Below are 19136 nucleotides of genomic sequence, written 5' to 3' on the forward strand. Positions count from 1 at the left end.
GGTGAGGGACAAAATGTCATTCGTTCCATTGAATGCAATGGGTATCAGGAGAGAAAAAGATGAGGATCACTGGGACATTGATCGCTGGGAAAATGATGGTGGCAGAAGCCTAGAGGCGTAAGGGAGACAGAAATTTGTCTCCCTTTAAATATTTTTGAAACCTTTTGATCAATTGCTCGTATGATAAGTAGACAAGTTTTCATTGTCAGCTATAAAAAAGGGAGAAATGATTTTTTTGAACCATTGAACAAAACGAGTACTATTCATTATTTACGTGATTGTCATTGCGGATGCGTATTACACAACGCTCTATATTGAACCAAAAACACCGCCGCAACACCAAACCATCAAAGCAACAGCCATCACGGTAGACCAACTACGGTAGCAAGCCTCACAAAAGGAAGCGGACAACCCGTCGTTTGAAGCCTTTTTGCTTCAAGCAATTTCTTCAAAGCGTGGTCCAGGAATTGGTGATGCAAGAAAAATTCGTAGAAGCACGAACTCCAAAGCGTGTCTATTTACACTATCAACAGCTACGTTGCTGACACCCTGTACATTTACAGGGTTTTTTTAATAGGAGGAGCAAAATATGAGTATGACAACCTATATAGGCTTCAATTTTCCAGTTGAAATACAGGATGACTATACAGAAAATGAAGTTGACATAAATTATTTTTTCTCGGTAAAAGAGAATCGCCAAATTGTACAGGCAAAGCATTTTACAACACCCTATGTATATGAAATCGAAACAAAGGGAGAGCCTATTTGGCAAATGCATAACGAAAATAAAGTGTATTCCCCCCATAACTATGAAAAAGCCAAAAGAACTTTTCACCATGTATGTGACTTTCTAAAAAAATTCCTTCCCAAAGGAGATTATTGCGAAATCTACATTTGCTGGATAGGAGAAGAAGGAGAGGAACATGAGAAAAAACTGGCACTGCTGTTAGACCAACTGTCAGTAGATGAGGTAGAAATAGTTGAGAAATGTTTGATGATGGTGAGAAACTAATAAAATCTCCTATAAAATGTAAAGAAGATACTACTAAAAATAATAGTATCATCTTTACATTTTTTTCTAGCATATAATATGCTAACTTTTATTGATTAAATTCTATAGCTAACGATTTATCAAGTTGTGCCCATTGTTTTACGATTGTGTTCCAATTTTGTTTAGGGAAACTATTAGTTGTATAGTTAGACAAACTTAAAACTTTTCCGATCCTTATGATATATTCTGTATCTGCTTCATCCCATTCTTCTACCTCGAATAAATCGGTTTTAGGTAAAGGTTCTAAAAAATTAAATATACGCCGAAGCATCTCTTTTTCTCCATCATTTAATACGCTACTTGCAAAATTATTTGTGATGACCGAGTCAACGATAACAACTCTTATCTTCTCTATCTGATTGATTAAAACTTGAGGATCTTGCCAATCGTTTTCTTTTTGTTTATTTATAGCTAAATTTAATTCATACAATTTTTGGTTAAGGTTATAAATAAAATATTCTTGTTTCCTTGCATTATTGCTTGCCCATGACCCTACAAAAAATATATTCAGGAGTATGCTAATGATTAACAATATAAATACGGCTTTATTTAACTTTGATTTTCTAATTGTTCTTTTCAACTCCTTTAAATTCCAATATTAAACTAATTATCTAAATGCTATCAATTGTTAAGATTTCTATCAATAATATGTTAACGTTTTTGCGGAGAGACAAGAGAAAGAGGTCAAATTAGGAAAAAATACTAAAACTAATATGTTATTATTTTAAAGAGTAAAATGCTAATAAATGGTGAAAAAGGGGAGTAGTATGCATACACAATTCGAATTTACGGTTTTTCCTCAATTGGAAACAGAACGTTTTATTTTACGAAAAGGGATAATGGATGATGGCCAAGATATTTTGAGACTTTATTCTAATGAAAATGTAGTGAAGTACCTGCCATTACCATTGTTTGCTTCAGTTGAAGATGCTATTGATGAAATCAATTGGTATGAGAAAATTTTTAAAGAACAAAAAGGCTTAAGATGGGTAATCGAGGAAATTCAGACCAACAAGGTGATTGGCACATGTGGCTATTTGAATTATGAAAAAGAGCATAATCGTATAGAAATTGGCTATGATTTAAACCCTGACTATTGGGGGAAGGGTGTGATGCAAGAGGCTTTAAGTTCGATCATCCACTTTGCCTTTACATCCATGGGAATCAATAAAATCGAAGCAAAAATAGAGCCAGAAAACACAGCATCTATCAAACTATTGGAAAAATTAAACTTTTCTCAAGAAGGTCTTTTGAGGCAACATGAATTTGAAAAAGGGAAGTATGTGGATCTCGCTATCTTTTCCCTATTGAAAAGTGAATATTAGGAGGTTAGGAAAGTCGCTCTCATCATGAGGGTGGCTTTTAATTTTGCTATTACTGCGAGATACATAGAGAATCAGCCATGTTAAACGCAACTTTTAAATGGAAAATATTATAAAAATTGACTAGTTTAAGGTATTATTATAATAAATGGCTAACCTTCTAAAGAGGAGTGAGAGAGATGAAGCTCGTAAATGTTGTATTGACAGGACTATTGATAAGTGGATTGTTAATAGGTTGTACCGAGGAAGGAGAAACGAAAGGGGAACAGGTAAAAACAGAAGAAACAACAATCAAACACGTAGCAGCAGTAAACCCTTCGAAAATCTGGAGTGATGTATCAACCCCTGAAGGCTTCAATAACTATGAGATTGAACCAACGTTGGAAGCTTGGATTGCCTATCATGCCCAAGATATTAACAAAACAACAGACGTAGACGAATACTATCTAAGGGCAGATCGTCTCACGAAGGAAATGCTATATTTTAGGGTTCAAGGGGAAGACCTTCAAAAGGATTTTGAAAATTTAAATGTACTGCAAATTTTGATGGGACATCTGGATTATGTAATATCGGTTGAGAAACAGCAAGGTCTTGATACAGCTGAGTCCTATGGAGAATTAACTAAGTGTTTTACGTATTTCACTGAATTACTTCACGATCTCAACGTAATCATCAATAACGATGGCAAGGGTGAAACATATGGGCTCACACACCAATTAGACGGGAGCAAGGTGGACGAACTCGAAAAACTTCTTTATTCAGAGGCCGGAAAGGAGTAAAAGCTCAAAGTGAAATATTTATTAGCTATATTGAAGGGGGAATATTTTTGAATAATAAACAACTTTTTTCTAAAAATGAAATTAAAGAAGAGTTTGAGGCTATTTTATTAGAACATGCTAGTATTGCGCATTGTGAGATTAATTTAAAAAACGGCACGATCAAAAATATACAACGATTAGACACCCGCTATGACGAGTTTGCTTTGGATATTATGAATAATGAATTTTGTTTTAGTCTAAAAGAAAAAAATAACATAAACTTTTATAGAATTAATCTTGAAACATTTAATCAAATACATGCTATCACATTAAATTTAAATAATTATTTTTCTTCTGAAGAAATTAAGGATGAAAGCTATTATTCCAAGTTAATTTACCTTAATCCTCAATATTTGTTGTATTTTATTACGAAAAGAGAAATTAACTATGGACGTCCTTTTTATCAATGTATTTTTTTGATAAACACTTCAACAGGAGAGATAAAACGATTAAATCCTTACCTTCCAAACGGAGATAATTTACTTAGATTAGATACGTCCAAAAACATCTATTTAAGCAATCATCACCATTTTTTACTATTAAAAACGGGGAGAATTAGACCCTATGAGAAACAAGCAATGTATAAAAGAGTAGATATTGAAAATCCTTATCATGACCACCTTGAATCGATTTACTTAATGGAGGTTTCAACTTTAATTGACCAACAAAATTTTAATAATGCGACATTACTATCTTTACTAAATTATTCAGGTGCTTCTGAAAACTTACGATATGAGAACAATGTTCTGTCATACGTAGTATCTGATTTTACTAACAATACTAAAGAGTTAATAAAACATGATTTGTTAGACGGGGATGTTTCAAAATTTCAAGATGACCAATTAATACGAGATTATTTAAATTATGATTTTGAAATATTACCAAACTACTATCATTATATCTCTAAATTATCTAAACAAGATAAAGCTGATACGTTTAATCTATTTGACGATGAATTGTCGTTTAATGTAAAGCTGGATAAAATAAGCTGAGAGAATTTTAACTAGTTATAAGCATCTGTAATGGAGTATGGATTACATAGGAGGCAGAATAAACCACTCTCCGATGAAGTGACTGCATAGGATAGATACAATTATTTTCATTAGGAAGCTATTTGGCATGGATTCGATAGTCTATCGAGATTCATGTCTTTTAATTTTGCTTCCATCCATGCTAAAAATATTTCTCATAAACAAAAAAAGATTGAAGCACATTAGCCTCAATCTTTTTATGGTCGCTTTCATTATTTTACGTTGGGATAAATCATTGTTGCTGGGTCTACATATTCATCGAACTGTTCTTCTGTAAGTAATCCACTTGCGATGGCTGCTGTCTTTAAGGTCGTGCCTTCTTTGTGGGCCTGTTTTGCGATTTTTGCTGCGTTTTCATAGCCGATGTATGGGTTTAATGCCGTTACAAGCATTAATGAATTTTGTAAATTATGATCGAGTACTTCTTTGTTTGGTTCAATACCTACCGCACAATGGTCGTTAAATGATTTCATTGTATCCGCTAATAGGCGAGTTGATTGTAAGAAGTTGTAAATGATGACTGGTTTAAAGACGTTTAATTCAAAGTTACCTTGAGAAGCGGCGAAGGCAATTGTTGCGTCATTTCCAACTACTTGCGTGACAACCATTGTCATTGCTTCACTTTGGGTAGGGTTTACTTTACCTGGCATAATGGAAGAGCCTGGTTCGTTTTCTGGGATCGTAATTTCCCCAATACCTGAACGAGGGCCACTTGCTAGCCAGCGAACGTCATTGGCAATTTTCATTAAATCAGCCGCTAAAGCCTTTAATGCACCGTGTGCTACAACTGCTTCATCATGACTCGTTAGGGCATGGAATTTATTTGCAGCTGATGTGAATTGTTTGCCTGTTAGCTCACTAATTTCCTCAGCCACACGATCACCAAATTCAGGGTGAGCATTGATTCCTGTACCGACCGCTGTTCCACCAATTGCAAGCTCCTTCATATAGTCAATATTTTGGATAATCATATGCTCTGATTTTGAGAGCATGGCTGCCCAACCACTAATTTCTTGACCTAATGTGAGAGGTGTCGCGTCCTGTAAATGCGTACGACCAATTTTAATAATGTCCTTAAATTGAGCTGCTTTATCTTCAAAAGTTGCTTTTAGTAAACGTAGTCTTGGTAATAAATAATCTTCCACTTTTAAAACAGCCGCAATATGCAATGCTGTTGGGAATGTATCATTTGAGCTTTGTGATTTATTGACATCATCATTTGGATGAATACGGTCTGCTTCACCAGCATCCTCTAATAGTTGATTCGCACGGTGAGCAATGACTTCATTCACATTCATATTGGATTGTGTACCACTACCAGTTTGCCAAACTACAAGAGGGAATTGATCGTCCCATTGACCATTTAAAATTTCATCTGCAGCCTGCACGATGGCATTTGCTTTAATATCAGAAAGTTTGCCTAGTTTATTATTCGCAATCGCCGCACTTTTCTTTAGGATTGTCATAGCTTGCACAAGCTCGATTGGCATTTGTTCTGTACCAATTTGGAAATTTTCTTTACTGCGCTGTGTTTGCGCGCCCCAAATTTTATTAGCAGGTACTTTAATTTCACCCATAGTGTCTTTTTCAATACGATAATCCATGTCAAAACAGCTCCTTTAGTATGTAAAGTTCTCCTCATATAAAGATAAAAACGGATACTCTTAGTCTGATGTAAGAATATCCGTTTGATACATGCTTATTCAAAAAAGAGGGGGATTCTGAATGAAGCAATTTGGAGAAAGAAATAATCTATTGATAATGATAATTGTTATCAATTAAAAAGTCAACGGTTTTGCTTGAAGAAATTTAAAGTGAATGATTCGCAATCATTACCTATTTTATTCCCGAAAATTAAGGGAATAAACCATGTTTTAGTTGATTATCTCTTTTTCTTTCCAAGGTCTTTAAGAGGCTGCTTTTTAGGGATTTTTTCGAATAATATCTTCACATGAAAATTGTTGTCATCAACTTGAAGTACCTCCAACACCTTTGCCTTGCGCCCTTTAATGCGAATATCTTCTTCCACAGTAGGTAGCTTGACGAGCAATTGACTTAAAACAGACGTCTTGTTTTCGTAGTAATGCGTCACAAACATCGCGATTCTCCTTCTGACTTTTGATTGTTACTCAATTTATGAGCGAGGGATAATAGTTAGAACTTTGGAGATGGTGAGCAAAAAATGAAGAACAAGGAATAGATGCTTAAGATAATTAAAAATTGAAAGGTGTCTGTACAGTTTTTTAAAACTGAAGTATTTTGGTTCACTACATAGAAAATACATAAAACTATGTGATAAGAGCTAATAAAATAATTGGGTGTAAAATATGTTTGACACCTTATTTGTCTTACATTAATATTATGGTGTAAAAGATCTTTTACAAGCCAGGAGCGGAGTGGTGTTAGAAATGGAAAATAAAATAAGGGTATATCGTGAAAAAAATAGCCTCTCACAAGGTAAATTAGCGGAGTTATGCAATGTGACAAGGCAGACCATTAATGCCATTGAAAATAATAAATATGATCCAAGTTTGGAATTGGCTTTTACTTTGTCCTATATTTTAAGTACTCCTATAGAAGAACTATTTATTTTTACATATGGAAGGAATGAGAAAAAGTGACGATTACAAAAAAGGTAAGTTTAATCGGTTCTTTAGTTATTATTGTTTCTATTGGTAGTTACGGTGTATATGAATGGATAACGAAAGAAATGATTGAGGCAGCGACAATTTTCTTTGTATTCTTAGGAATAGGTCTTTTATTTCAGTCCATTACTTGGGGAGAAATGAACGGAGTAAATGAAGGAAAAAAAGATGAGTTAGAAAAACATATAACACTTGTTAGTTCAAAAATTAGTTACTATCTTTTACTGTTATTTATGGTTATTGTTTTAGTGATCTCAGAAAGAGTAACCGCTTTAAATGATATTAAGAATATTCCACTTGTTATTGTCATAGGACTTGCTTGGATTACTATGCCAATTACTGAGTTTGTGGTTTCTAAAAAATATAGTTAAATAAATTGTTCTTTGTAAAGAAGGCTGATTTATTTTGATGAAATTTAATTTTAGATCAACTTACCTCGATAGATTGATTAAGAGGTGAGTTGATTTTTTTGTTGGATATTTATGTTAAAATAACTATGGAATTTTATGACAGGTTATTGTTATTAGACTACCATGACAAAAAATTTAGAAAAAGGGGCGAGTAAGTAGAATGACAAATAATATCATCGAACAAGCAAAACGGGGGTTGGAGGGTTTTGCTATTGGAGGTTATCATACTAGCGGAAATTTTAGTAAGTATCGGGAGGAATACTATAAATATTTTGGAGATCCAGATGATGAAACGAGAAAATACGCTATAGCTGCATTTACTTGTATGCTGGGTAATTGGGAAACGGGTTCTCTTCAGATATTTCAGCCCATACAAGAGTGGGAGGAAAATAAAAAATGGAGCTCGAATCCATTAGACCAGAAGCGATTTTATCGTTTAAAAGATTATCTTTATGCATTATTAGCACATCATGAGCAGATAGAGAAAGAATTCCCCTATATGTATGAAGATATTGTTTTATTTTTAATAAAAATAGAATTAAATCAAGGGGTCAGATATGAGGAATGGTTTCCAGAGCATAACCCGAATTTGTTTCAGCGATTAAGAGAAGAAATTTTAATACCTAAACAACATTTGGTAGATAAAAGAAGTCATCGGAAATTCTTATTAAAAGAAATAGGTATTGAGCCTTTTTTTGAATCGGATCAATTTAGGTAATGAAAGTAATCCAAAAGTGGATGGAATCGCTCAGAAAGGAACCCAAGGTGATCGAAAAGAGAGGCACCCCGCTTATTCAGCAAGCCACTGCGAAATAAAATTGCAATGGAAAACACTACTGCATGTTGCAGGGAAATCATTCACTTAATCAGTTAGAGAGGAGGTCAATGTCCACTTTTTTTATAAAAAAATCAAAAATATGACATGATACTACATGTAGGAATTGCAACTTTCGACATGTTTTTTATTTATTTCTCGGGAAATATCTCATAGCTAGTTGTGAAAATGGTAGGGTCTTCGTCAGCTGTTTTAGGCTATTTATGTTGGGCAGGCTCGGGTGGATACATAAAAAGGTGACATTTCAATCAAACAGGTGGGTGGATTACGTTTCAGCTTGAGGGATGTTCGCTATAATAAGAGTAAGGAGGAAATGAAATGTATTTAAAGTCATGTAAGGTGTTACAGGATACGATTCCCAATAAACAGGAGTATCCTTTTAATATTCCAAGCTTGCAGGATTTGCATGAGCTGGAGTTTCCGACGAATGTGACGTTCTTTGTTGGGGAAAATGGTTCGGGGAAATCAACATTACTGGAGGCGATTGCTGATCGTTGCGATTTCAATACGGCTGGTGGCGGTCGTCAAAATTTATATGAAGTACATAAGGCGGAATCTTCATTGGGGGAATATATCCGTTTGTCGTGGCTGCCGAAAATATCGAATGGGTTTTTCCTTCGATCAGAAACATTTTATCAATTTGCCAGTCATATTGATTTGATAGAAGATCCAAGGAGATATAACGCTTTTGGTGGGAAATCACTACATCATCAATCTCATGGTGAATCCTTTCTTGCGTTATTTATGAATCGTTTTAAGGGTAAAGCCATTTATTTATTGGATGAGCCTGAGGCGGCATTGTCACCAACGAGGCAGCTGAGCTTGCTGAAAATAATGAAGGACCTTGAGCATGAGGCACAATTTATTATTGCTACACACTCACCCATTTTGCTTGGCTATCCGAATGCCACGATTTATAGTTTTGATCAAGGAGAAATTGAATCCATTCGCTATGAGGATACCATTCATTACATCGTGACCAAACGTTTTTTGGATGCACCACAGTCGATATTAAGAGAGTTATTTGATGAGGAGAGGGAATCATGAATCAACGAAAAGGCTTAATCATGCGAGAAATTCGATTGGATGAAATGGCACAGTCCATTGATTTACTGAATTATGTCTTTCAAATGTCAATGTCCATTCACAAGGATCGTCGCTTTGTGAATGCGAAGAGTAGGCAATTTAATGAAGGGCATGCGATCGGGTGGTTTGATGGTCCACAACTAGTATCGCAAATTTTAAGTTTGCCTTTTGAGGTGAATGTGCATGGCAAGATTTATGAAATGGGTGGCATCACAGCAGTTGGGACATACCCTGAATATTCAGGGCATGGCTTAATGGAGAGCTTGATAATTGAAAGTCTGCAAAGTATGCGAAATGAAGGACAGTATATATCATATTTATTTCCATATTCTATCCCTTATTACCGCAAAAAGGGATGGGAAATTATGAGTGATATTGTGGAATTTCAAGTGAAGGATACACAGCTTCCTCATTATGCTGGGCTTAATGGGAAAATTCGCCGTGTTGATCCCAAGCATGAGGATGTGGTGGCTATCTACGCACGCTATGCGCAGAAAACGCATGGGGTAATGGTGCGCAATAGTATTGCCTGGAACGAGAAATTTCAGGAGGATTTCTGGGAGGAGAAATTTATAGATAGTGATGTGAACCTTCAGGCGGCGGTCTACTATGATGAAGAAGATGTGGCACAGGGCTACATGTTCTATCGTATTATGGAGGAAAATTATTACATTGATGAAATCGTCTATTTGCAGGAAGAGGCTCGTAAAGGTTTATGGAATTTCGTCTCGGCTCACAGCTCAATGGTCTACAATGTCTACGGGAAAACAACTGGTAATGAAGCGGTAGCCTTTCTATTAGAGGACAGTGAGATCATTCAAAAGGTATCGCCTTATTTCATGGCAAGAATCGTCGATGTCAAAGAATTTTTACTGCGCTATCCATTTATTGGTCAGAATTTCGAGCTTCAGCTAGCTGTCAGTGATCGCACTGTGGCGTGGAATAATGGCACCTACATCATCAAAATGAAAGATGGAAACCTTTCTGTGCAGAAGGTAAGTGAGACGTTGAACGCGAATGCTGTGCATTTAACAGTGCAAACACTGGCTACTATGCTGTTAGGCTACAAACGTCCAACCTATTTAGAAAGAATTGAACGATTACAGGGACGTACAGAGGAAATTGCATTGCTCGAGGCGGTTTTACCAGTAGGTATCCCAACATTTATTGATTATTTTTAAGTGGTATGGTAAGAGCCATAACGTTGACGGTTATGGCTGCCACGCCTCTTTTAACAGCTCAATGCCCAGCTTGATTTCTTCCAGCGCTAATTTACTAAAGCCTAATTGCAGCATTGGTTCCTCATTTTTTTGATGGATAAAAAAGGGGCTTGTCGGATAAACCTTCACACCGTAAGTCGCCGCTCGTTGGATCAGCTGCTGCTCAGAAAGTGGAGACTTTATCTTCACTAATACATAGAGTCCTGATTGCTCGCCTAACACGGTTATTTGCTGACCAAAATGTCGTTGTAGCTCCTGTACAAGGTGCTGCATTTTTTGTTTATAGGTCAAACGCATTCGTTTAATATGGCGTGTCCATTCCCCCTGCGCCATAAATTGGGCCATTGTGCGTTGATGGAGGGATGAAGCATTTTGTTCAAAATGAGCAAAACGCTCTTTATAGGGCTGAACAAGTGCATTTGGTAGCACCATATAGCTTAAACGCACACCTGGTAAAAACGATTTGGAGAAGGTGCCGAGATAGATTACCCTTGATGAGTCGATGGAAGCAAGGGCAGGAAATGGCTGTTGTGTATAGCGAAACTCTCCATCATAATCATCCTCTAGAATATAACCATCGACTTGTTGAGCCCATTGTATTAAGGTCTGTCGCTGCTGAATAGACATGGACACACCGTATGGGAAATGATGTGACGGGGTGACATACATTAAGCGTGATTGACAGTTTTGGAGTATGTCAAGTTGAGCTCCTGTTTCCATTACAGGTAGTGGCTCTATTTCGAAGTGATGTAACTGGAAGGCTTCCCGTGCACCATCATAGCCAGGGTCTTCCAAAAGAATGCTTGGGAAAGATTCTTTTAGTAAAAATCCAAGATACAAGAGCATTTGCTGTGTGCTACTACCAATAACGATATTGTCGCTCGTTGTATAAACCCCTCTTGCTTGCAGTAAATATTGCACAAGCTGCTCCTTTAGCACTGATTCTCCAAACAGTTCTCCATATTCGTAACAGGTTGATTCCTGTAATACTTGATTGGCAATTTGGCGCCATGTTTTCATGGGAAAATGTTGCTGATCGACAGCCCCAGCGCGAAAATCTACAAGATAGGATGCAGCCTTCTTTTTTGGCTGTGTCATAGGGGACTGTTCCTGCTCCTTTAGAAAAACCTGCTCTAGTGCATTGACGAAATAGCCTTTTCGTCCCTCCCCACGTATGTATCCTTCTGCCACAAGCTGTTCATAAGCAGTTAATGTAGTATTACGACTGACCTGTAAAGTTTCTGCAAGTTTTCGTATGGAGGGCAGGGAATCATCTGTTTGAAGTGTACCTTGCATAATAAGTGCTTTAATTTGCTGGTACACTTGCTTATATTTTGCCTCTTTTTCTGTTAATAGAAAGATTAAATCGTCCATAAGGCACCACCTTGACATGTTAAAATGTTTGGAACTGTTTCTTTTGAAATGTCAGATTATTTACTACCATCATACTAGAAGGACAATCAAAAGGAAATGGAGATCAAAACATGAAAATTTGTATGGTGACACAGCAAACGATGGGAGACGTAGTCCCATTATTTAATGCCTATCGTGAATTTTATGGACAATCATCTGATTTACAGCAAGCTGAGCAGTTTATACAGGAGCGAGTAATGGGAGCAGAGTCTATTATTTTCCTGGCATATTTGGATGAGGAGCCAGTTGGATTTGCACAATTGTTTCCAGTCTTTTCATCCGTCGCTATGAAACGAGCGTTTCTCTTAAATGATTTATTTGTGGCGAAACAAGCCAGAAAACAAGGTGTAGCACAGGCGTTGATGGAGCAATGCTTTATCTATTGTCAGCAGGAAGATGCGCGTTACATGATGCTAGAAACTGCCAGAGATAATGTCCAAGCACAGAAGCTCTATGAAAAAATGGGCATGACGATTGATGACACTGTTTATTATTACAGTATTTATTGGTGATTTTTTCGATGTGATGGGTGTTGGTGGAGAACCCGCTCAATACCACTATAAATCTAAGTTTCAGCCCCCACCATTGATTGTGACTATGGTGGGGGCTTTGTGGTTATGCGTGGCTCATCCATCCTGCGAAGAGACCTGAGGAGAAAAAGCGGGTAATGTTTTGAAAGCCCGCTTCACTTAATAGCTGTTGGATTTCTTGATCGGAGAGGAAGGAAATATTCATGATGCCCTTGCCCATGCTATCTACCTTTTCTTTTGTATAGCCGGCCTCTAAAAAGTAGCTTTGCCATATTTTGATGCGGTCTTGTAGCTCGTCACTTTCTCGTTCTCCGTAGGCACAAGCGAGGACAAAGGGCTTTCCAGGTTTTAATTGCTTGTGAATATTTTGCAGTAAATGGAGTTTCTCCTGTCGATCTTCAATAAAATGAAGAACGAGGATACAGCTTGCCGCATCGAATTTCGGTGTTGATTGGGGTAAGCGCTCAATTGTTCCTTGTAGTAACTGAACGCGACTTTCAATATCCAGTTGCACGGCTTTATGTTGTGCGATTTGGAGCATTTCCTCAGATGGATCAACCCCAGTGAACATCCATTTAAGGTTTGTTGGTCCCCATGCAGAAAGCTCGTTACCCCCACCAGCTCCTACAACAAGCAGGGATGCTTCATGTTCTCCTAAATGCATGCGGAAATAGGCTTGTGTCACGGCAAATAATGTGTCATAGGCAGGCACTGAAATTCTTGTGCTGTGCTCATATGTTCGTGCCTTTTCTAATAAATGTGTAGATAATGTACGCATTGTGATAGCCTCCAGTGTTTTATCATCTCTATTAAAGACCTTTAATATCTGTAATTGAGTATAAATGAAAGTAACTGAAAAGACAAAGGAGAAGCCCTTAGACATCGTTTTTTATTGTAAAACATTTAATAATTAACAATAAAGATAAATAATTTAATGTTTATCGTTAAATATCTATTGAAAAAAATGGCACTTTCTTCTATGCTTGTAGTAAACAGGAGGGGAAATAAGATGATGAATAGTTTAATCAGTGCCATTTTGCAAGTGATGTTATTTTCAGTGATTCCGTTTATTTGGTGGCTTTGTACAGCGAGAAAAAAACAGCCCTTTTTAACGTGGATAGGATTGCAAAAGCCTATTATTGTGCACAAGGGAAGGTATGCTATGTACATTGTACTTTCTATTTTCACGATGTTAATACCGAGCTTTGCGCTAGTCTTTTTCTATATTGATCGCTCCTTGCTAGCGGCGAATCAATTCGCGGGACTTGGAGCTGCTGCCGTCATTCCAGCACTTTTCTACGCTATTATTCAAACAGGTTTATCAGAGGAGCTATTATTTCGCGGCTTTTTATTAAAGAGATTGATGAAGATTTTTGATTTTCAAGTAGCAAATCTCTTGCAAAGTATTGTTTTTGGCTGTGTTCATGGGGCCATGCTATGGTCGGTGCTTCCGCTTCATGTAATCTTATTAGTTGTGCTTACTACAGCGCTTGCTGGCTATGTGATGGGCTGGGTGAACGAACGAATTGCTGGAGGTTCCATTGTCACTAGCTGGAGTATCCATAGTATTGTAAATTTCATAGCGGCGTGCTTGTATATGTTTAAATTTTGACTTATTTGCATTTCTTTGCTGTCACTTGCATAATAGGGCAGAGAAGATTTTTTCGTGAAGGGACGTGCAAGCATGACAGAGTGGCCTAAGGGAGTAGCAAAACCAGCAATTCGCGCATTACATGCAGCGGGCTATACAGAATTGAAGCAGCTAGAAAGAGTTGAGCTTTCTACATTAGCTCATCTTCATGGAATGGGTCCAAAAGCTTTAGCAGCGATTGAGGCGGCACTAAAGGAAAGTAGGGAACTTCGTGAATAAGCTGACATTGTTTTTACTGGCGATGGTTGTCTATTATATCCTCGTTGTAGTCGTTATTAGCAAGCTGTTTATTATTCCTATTATGAAAGTGATGGCTCTTATCTTTTTTATAGGGGCAGGCTATATCTTTTCTCGTAAAATGCGTAGGAAATTACAGTAGGAGGTAATATGAAAATTGTTAAATTAACATTCTTTTATTTAGCTATTATTTTATTGGCATTGACGCTGTCCTTAGCGGGTGTTCGTCTATCCATCTCTCTTGGGATATTTGCATTAATTGCGGTAGGGATGATTTATCGCCATATACATATTTTATATCGCACAAACAATATGGAGCAGGTGGATAAATGGGTTAAAAATCACCGAAAAGAGCCTATATTTGCTGCTCTCTATGCATCAGCTTACGGGACAAAAGAGGAACAGATTCAGGCAATCGATGTCATCATCCATCATTATAAGCAGCCAGCCATTAAGTACAATTACCTCTTTATTAAGGCCATTATGGAGGAGAATCTTGGTGCTGCTAAAGTAGCCGCAAGACAAATCGAAAAAGAGCCTTTAACTAGCTATGCACTATGCTATATTGCTGCGCTGGAAGGTCGAGCGGCCGATATGAGAAGTGATAAATTAACACAGCCGTGGATGCAACCTGCAATTGAAGCGGTCTATGCCTGTACAATAAAGGATCAGGCTAATTTCCGCCAATTCGCGGATGCCAGCATTCAACAAGCACGTGGCATACAGAAATACGGTTTAATACATAATTTTAAGCAAATGGAAGATGAATTGGTAAAGGCATAATCGAAGGGCTACTTGATAACAGTATCAGGTAGCCTGATTTTGTGTCAGAAATCATAAATTAATTCAATGAGGTGAAAATGTTTGTCTAAAATGGATCATCTGATGCAGATTTTATGGATGTTGAATTCAGGTAGGAAAATTACCGCGAAAGAAATCGCTGAAAAATTAGAGATTAATATTAGATCCGTTTACCGCTATATTAACTCACTTTCTGCCAGCGGTGTGCCGATTATAGCTGAAACAGGTCATCATGGAGGATATACCCTGTTAAATAATTTTATTAAAAGTCCTCTTATTTTTGATGTCGATGAGAAAGCGGCATTACTTCATGCTTCTATTTTTGCAAAAGAAGCTGGCTATTTTTTAGATGAGGCATTAAACAGTGCAACAGCAAAGCTTACAATGTATTCAAATCAAGAGCAAGAAAAAATGATTCAACAGCATTTACAAGGTTTCGAGATAATCGGTCCTGATGAATCCTCCTTGGAGCCACTATTAAAAAATTTAGAAGAGAGTATAGTAAAGAGAACATCTATAGAAATGGAATACCATACTAATAATGAAGAGCAATCTAAGTCTAGGGTGGTTAATCCATATGGTTTGGTTTATTGGAAACAAAACTGGTATGTCGTTGCATTTTGTCATGTAAGAAATGAAATCCGTACTTTTAAAGTAGGCCGAATTAGTAGTCTGCATCAAACAGGCATTCCTTTCCAACGACCACAATCTTTCTCTGCCAGTGATTTTTTTATGAAAAGCCTTTTTCCCCAAGCCGAACATAAACAGAACCTTGTGCCCTTCATCATTTGTGGAAAGACAAGTGCTGTGGATGCGATCAGTCAGCATTGGTTTTTAAAGTATCACCTCCAAGAACGCACCAATAAGAACGCTATATTTTTAGTAGATGAGGAAGCATTACATACCTATGTACCCTATTTACTTTTTCCCTATGGAAAATCAATCCAAGTAGTAGAACCCATAAGTCTAAAGCAAAAGATAATTGACGTTCTATATGAGCTCATTCATTTTTATGAAAATGAAAACTTTACTGACGGAGAATGTCAGTAAAGTTTTTTTATACTAAGCATAGTTTCAATAAAAGGAGTGTTTATTATGCAGACAAGAAAAGTGTATCTTTATGTATTTGATACGATGGCAGATTGGGAGATAGGGTATTTAATGGCCGAATTAAATACAGGTAGATATTTTAAAAAGGGGTTAGAGCCTTTAGAGGTGATGACAGTAGGGATTGATAGAAGTCCTGTTACGACGATGGGTGGCATCACCATACTTCCAACGATGGCCGTTGCTGAATGTCACTTGAATAGCATGGATGTCTTGATTCTTCCAGGAGGCAATACATGGCTAGAATCTATTCATGAGCCTGTATTGAATAAAGTCTCAAAAGCGTTGAATGAAGATGTTTTCGTAGCTGCAATTTGTGGTGCAACGTTTGGTCTTGCAAAGGTTGGTTTGCTTGATACAAGACAACATACGAGCAACGATCTCGAATACTTGAAGATGCTTTGTCAACATTATATTGGGGATGAACATTTTAAACAGAAGCCAGCCGTAACTGAAGGGAATTTAGTAACGGCATCTGGCATTGCACCGTTGGATTTTGCCTACCATGTTTTGAGGCTGCTCGATGTTTTTACACCTGAAACATTACATGCTTGGTATAAGCTTTATGAGACGCAGGAGAAAAAATATTTTTATGAATTAATGACATCCATTGAATAATAATTAGTCTAAGAAGAGCATGTTCATTGTTAAAACATGCTCTCTTTTTTTACATTAACTTTTTTTAGCCAACAAAATGCCTCGCACAATCCCTATCATGAAGATGCCAAATAACAGCAGTAAAAATAAGTAAGCATGCCATTGTTGTAAAATACGTTCACGACCTAGAGCTACCGTCAGGTCATTGAATAGGGAGTAGGTAAAATACAATAGAATACTATTTTTGATGAGACAAAACGTAAGGATGCCATTTTGTCGCTGTTTATGGGAGAGAGGTGCTTTATTTTTACGCATCACAGGATAAGCTGCCTTTATCTCTAAATAGTGTAAAAGTAGAAAGAGCATAAGAGCGACAAAGGGTAAATAAAAAATAGCAATTTTCGGACCGAATTGGGCATGTTCACTCGTGAAGCTTTGCAAGACAGGAATCATGGCAGGGAGCTTGCCGTATTGAATGAGTGTCGCTGTAATGCCAGCTAGAAAAATAGTCGCCACAATAACCGTTAACTGGTGACAAAAGCGTGGTGTAGGTGTTTTTTGTTGTATATGCATCCTTGCTCCTCATTTCCATCATCATTGATAATAACAATCTGTTATACTGTATCATAGAATGATTGCTTTTTGTGTTAGGGAAAGAAGGATATTATGGAATACTTGTTGTTTTTACTTATTGGCATCATTGGGAATGTCATTGGTACGTTAGTTGGGGGTGGTGGCTTAATTACCTTGCCAACGATGATGCTAATGGGTGTACCCGTCCATTCGGCTATTGGCGCAAATAAAGTGTCCAATATGGTGAGTGCTTTTTCAAGCTTTTATACAATTTATCAACGTAAGGAATTAGCATGGAACGAAATGCGTTCGGTGTTACTTGTCTCTTTAATCGGAGGTACATTGGGGGGACTTTTCGCTTCATTCATGAGTAGTCAATCATTAACGTTCATTGCTATTATTTTACTTGGCTTTGCGCTTGTCATGTCCTTTATGGGGGGAGCTGATTTTGGCGACAAGGAACGTTTTACGATGAATCGAAAAAACGGTCCTATCCTTCTTGGAGTTGGCTTTTATGACGGTATGTTTGGTCCGGGCAGTAGTACATTGGCGCTTTATACATATGCACATGAGAAGATTTCCTATATTAAAGCCGTGGGGCTATCACGGGTAGGGGTATTTGCAATGTGCTCAGGAGCAGCGATTACCTATATTGCTACAGGGAAAATCGAATGGCCGTTAACGCTTATTTTAATGATTGGCTCGACGATTGGTGCACAAATTGGGCTTGTGCTAGCCAGAAAAGTGAAGGCACATCAGGTAAAGCTTTTACTGCGTATTGTAACGATTGTGCTGATTATACAGCTTGTTTATGATTTCATCCATCAGCTTTAGGAGGTGATTGTCCTGTTTGAAATTTCACCCTATCCAACCTTTTCGTGGTCGCTATCGCGTCATAAAACATTGACAAGCTGCGCCCGCAAATACGGCTATGAATATTACTTTTCACATAACGGGTGGCTCAGTTACAATGTGGAGCCATATCATCAACAGGTGTATCGCTTAAAAAAGCTGCAATCGATGCCTATTTTATTTGGGCAAATTGTCCATCGATACATTGAGCAGGCCATTAATGATTATTTACAAACAGGAAAAGCTCCAACTGTAGAGGAGCTAATTCAATTGGGGCGCGGACAGCTGAATGCAGCCTTTATTGACTCCACTCGTCGTCTTGAATTTTGGAGGCAAAAACCAAATAAGTATTATATGATGCAGGAAATCTATTATCATGGCACCCTTTCTCCTGAGCTTGTGCAAGACTATAAAGAACGTTTACGACTTGTTTTTAATCATTTTTTAATGAGTGAAACATTCCAGCAAATCACCTCACAAAAAGGCTCTCTTCGTATCGGAGAACCAGAGCAATTCCGCTCCATGAAAATAGAAGATGTCCAGGTATTCGTTGTTATGGACTTTCATTATTATGATGAACTGAGGGATAAATGGATTATTGTTGACTGGAAGACCGGTGGAGAATCTGATGATGACCGTCAGCAATTAGCCCTCTACGCTTACTATGTTCAGCAAAAATACCGTGTGTCTCTAGCGCAAATCGAGGTCTATAATGAATATTTATTAACAGGCAAGCGCAAGAAATATAGTTTTACAGACATCGATATGGAGAACATTTTGTATACGTTTCAGCGCAGTGTTTTAGAAATGAAAAAGTATCAGGCTGATATTTTTTCCAACGAGCCCGTGGACATCGAGGACTTTGAACAAACACAAGAAAAATGGCATTGTCGTGGCTGTAATTTTAGGGAGCTATGTGCGCAGAAATATGATGAAAAAATGAGCAAGTGACCAAAA

At 37.3% G+C, this 19136-nt stretch carries 24 protein-coding genes; 18 read left to right on the forward strand and 6 right to left on the reverse strand.

Translation table 11 applies throughout. The annotated features are described in order from the left end of the window. Positions 1-589 precede the first annotated feature (589 nt). Complete coding sequence (locus tag LBYS11_RS08855) at positions 590-1012, forward strand: hypothetical protein (RefSeq protein WP_054550934.1); 423 nt, start codon at positions 590-592, stop codon at positions 1010-1012. Between the two features lie 88 nt (positions 1013-1100). On the opposite strand, the gene LBYS11_RS23535 is transcribed toward LBYS11_RS08855, so the two are convergent. After that, positions 1101-1631: a hypothetical protein gene (locus LBYS11_RS23535; protein ID WP_233732599.1), complete on the reverse strand. Its 531-nt coding sequence runs from the start codon at positions 1629-1631 to the stop codon at positions 1101-1103. Between the two features lie 187 nt (positions 1632-1818). On the opposite strand from LBYS11_RS23535, the gene LBYS11_RS08865 reads away from it, so the two are divergent. From LBYS11_RS08865 to LBYS11_RS08875, 3 genes are all read left to right on the forward strand, one after another. Next, positions 1819-2376 carry a GNAT family N-acetyltransferase gene (locus tag LBYS11_RS08865; RefSeq protein WP_048390456.1) on the forward strand — a complete coding sequence of 186 codons (558 nt, stop codon included), beginning with the start codon at positions 1819-1821 and terminating at the stop codon, positions 2374-2376. Between the two features lie 176 nt (positions 2377-2552). Next, positions 2553-3152 carry a hypothetical protein gene (locus LBYS11_RS08870; protein WP_103117893.1) on the forward strand — a complete coding sequence of 200 codons (600 nt, stop codon included), beginning with the start codon at positions 2553-2555 and terminating at the stop codon, positions 3150-3152. Between the two features lie 47 nt (positions 3153-3199). After that, positions 3200-4183, forward strand: coding sequence for a hypothetical protein (locus tag LBYS11_RS08875; RefSeq protein ID WP_103117894.1), 984 nt, complete (start codon positions 3200-3202; stop codon positions 4181-4183). A 251-nt stretch (positions 4184-4434) separates the two neighbouring features. On the opposite strand, the gene fumC is transcribed toward LBYS11_RS08875, so the two are convergent. Both fumC and LBYS11_RS08885 read right to left on the reverse strand, forming a co-directional pair. Further along, a complete protein-coding gene (fumC, locus tag LBYS11_RS08880) occupies positions 4435-5826 on the reverse strand; it encodes a class II fumarate hydratase (RefSeq protein WP_103117895.1) in 1392 nt (463 codons plus the stop codon). Between the two features lie 278 nt (positions 5827-6104). Next, positions 6105-6320 (reverse strand): hypothetical protein, encoded by a 216-nt coding sequence (locus tag LBYS11_RS08885; protein ID WP_054550939.1) that lies wholly within the window; start codon positions 6318-6320, stop codon positions 6105-6107. Positions 6321-6630: 310 nt separating this feature from the next. Between LBYS11_RS08885 and LBYS11_RS08890 the strand changes: the two genes are divergently transcribed. From LBYS11_RS08890 to eis, 5 genes are all read left to right on the forward strand, one after another. After that, positions 6631-6843, forward strand: a complete 213-nt coding sequence (locus tag LBYS11_RS08890; protein ID WP_103119066.1) for a helix-turn-helix transcriptional regulator — start codon at positions 6631-6633, stop codon at positions 6841-6843. Continuing rightward, positions 6840-7238: a hypothetical protein gene (locus tag LBYS11_RS08895; protein WP_103117896.1), complete on the forward strand. Its 399-nt coding sequence runs from the start codon at positions 6840-6842 to the stop codon at positions 7236-7238. The genes LBYS11_RS08890 and LBYS11_RS08895 overlap by 4 nt, the downstream gene beginning before the upstream one ends. Before the next feature lie 199 nt (positions 7239-7437). Continuing rightward, positions 7438-7995, forward strand: coding sequence for a hypothetical protein (locus tag LBYS11_RS08900; RefSeq protein ID WP_066037484.1), 558 nt, complete (start codon positions 7438-7440; stop codon positions 7993-7995). Positions 7996-8430: 435 nt separating this feature from the next. After that, positions 8431-9159: an AAA family ATPase gene (locus LBYS11_RS08905; protein ID WP_036081249.1), complete on the forward strand. Its 729-nt coding sequence runs from the start codon at positions 8431-8433 to the stop codon at positions 9157-9159. Continuing rightward, on the forward strand, positions 9156-10379 hold the full coding sequence (gene eis, locus LBYS11_RS08910; RefSeq protein WP_066037485.1) for a GNAT family N-acetyltransferase: 1224 nt from the start codon (positions 9156-9158) through the stop codon (positions 10377-10379). Before LBYS11_RS08905 ends, eis begins: the two co-directional genes overlap by 4 nt. Before the next feature lie 30 nt (positions 10380-10409). Here the strand turns inward: eis and LBYS11_RS08915 are convergent, their stop codons facing one another. Further along, the gene (locus LBYS11_RS08915; RefSeq protein ID WP_066037486.1) at positions 10410-11792 is read right to left on the reverse strand and encodes a MocR-like pyridoxine biosynthesis transcription factor PdxR; all 1383 of its coding nucleotides are present in this window, start codon (positions 11790-11792) and stop codon (positions 10410-10412) included. Positions 11793-11902: 110 nt separating this feature from the next. Here LBYS11_RS08915 and LBYS11_RS08920 point away from each other — a divergent pair, with 110 nt between their 5' ends. Next, positions 11903-12343: a GNAT family N-acetyltransferase gene (locus tag LBYS11_RS08920; RefSeq protein WP_103117897.1), complete on the forward strand. Its 441-nt coding sequence runs from the start codon at positions 11903-11905 to the stop codon at positions 12341-12343. 103 nt (positions 12344-12446) lie between these two features. Here LBYS11_RS08920 and LBYS11_RS08925 read toward each other — a convergent pair whose 3' ends face one another. Continuing rightward, positions 12447-13139, reverse strand: coding sequence for a class I SAM-dependent methyltransferase (locus tag LBYS11_RS08925; RefSeq protein WP_103117898.1), 693 nt, complete (start codon positions 13137-13139; stop codon positions 12447-12449). Between the two features lie 231 nt (positions 13140-13370). Here LBYS11_RS08925 and LBYS11_RS08930 point away from each other — a divergent pair, with 231 nt between their 5' ends. The 6 genes from LBYS11_RS08930 to LBYS11_RS08950 all read left to right on the forward strand — a co-directional run bounded on the left by LBYS11_RS08930 (position 13371) and on the right by LBYS11_RS08950 (position 16775). Next, positions 13371-13973, forward strand: a complete 603-nt coding sequence (locus LBYS11_RS08930; RefSeq protein WP_103117899.1) for a CPBP family intramembrane glutamic endopeptidase — start codon at positions 13371-13373, stop codon at positions 13971-13973. 72 nt (positions 13974-14045) lie between these two features. Further along, positions 14046-14231, forward strand: a complete 186-nt coding sequence (locus LBYS11_RS08935) for a helix-hairpin-helix domain-containing protein (RefSeq protein ID WP_048390683.1) — start codon at positions 14046-14048, stop codon at positions 14229-14231. Continuing rightward, entirely contained in the window at positions 14224-14391 is a 168-nt protein-coding gene (locus LBYS11_RS23205; RefSeq protein ID WP_016993359.1) for a hypothetical protein, read from the forward strand. Before LBYS11_RS08935 ends, LBYS11_RS23205 begins: the two co-directional genes overlap by 8 nt. Before the next feature lie 8 nt (positions 14392-14399). Continuing rightward, entirely contained in the window at positions 14400-15032 is a 633-nt protein-coding gene (locus tag LBYS11_RS08940) for a hypothetical protein (RefSeq protein WP_103117900.1), read from the forward strand. A gap of 81 nt (positions 15033-15113) precedes the next feature. Continuing rightward, positions 15114-16100, forward strand: a complete 987-nt coding sequence (locus LBYS11_RS08945) for a helix-turn-helix transcriptional regulator (RefSeq protein WP_103117901.1) — start codon at positions 15114-15116, stop codon at positions 16098-16100. 45 nt (positions 16101-16145) lie between these two features. Next, entirely contained in the window at positions 16146-16775 is a 630-nt protein-coding gene (locus LBYS11_RS08950) for a type 1 glutamine amidotransferase family protein (RefSeq protein ID WP_066037491.1), read from the forward strand. A gap of 54 nt (positions 16776-16829) precedes the next feature. Here LBYS11_RS08950 and LBYS11_RS08955 read toward each other — a convergent pair whose 3' ends face one another. Further along, on the reverse strand, positions 16830-17327 hold the full coding sequence (locus LBYS11_RS08955) for a hypothetical protein (protein ID WP_066037492.1): 498 nt from the start codon (positions 17325-17327) through the stop codon (positions 16830-16832). A 93-nt stretch (positions 17328-17420) separates the two neighbouring features. Here LBYS11_RS08955 and LBYS11_RS08960 point away from each other — a divergent pair, with 93 nt between their 5' ends. Further along, the gene (locus tag LBYS11_RS08960; protein ID WP_004228897.1) at positions 17421-18161 is read left to right on the forward strand and encodes a sulfite exporter TauE/SafE family protein; all 741 of its coding nucleotides are present in this window, start codon (positions 17421-17423) and stop codon (positions 18159-18161) included. 12 nt (positions 18162-18173) lie between these two features. Beyond that, on the forward strand, positions 18174-19130 hold the full coding sequence (locus LBYS11_RS08965) for a PD-(D/E)XK nuclease family protein (protein ID WP_103119067.1): 957 nt from the start codon (positions 18174-18176) through the stop codon (positions 19128-19130). Positions 19131-19136: the final 6 nt, after the last annotated feature.

The organism is Lysinibacillus sp. YS11 (assembly GCF_002896375.1).
In the GTDB taxonomy this organism is placed as follows: domain Bacteria; phylum Bacillota; class Bacilli; order Bacillales_A; family Planococcaceae; genus Lysinibacillus; species Lysinibacillus capsici.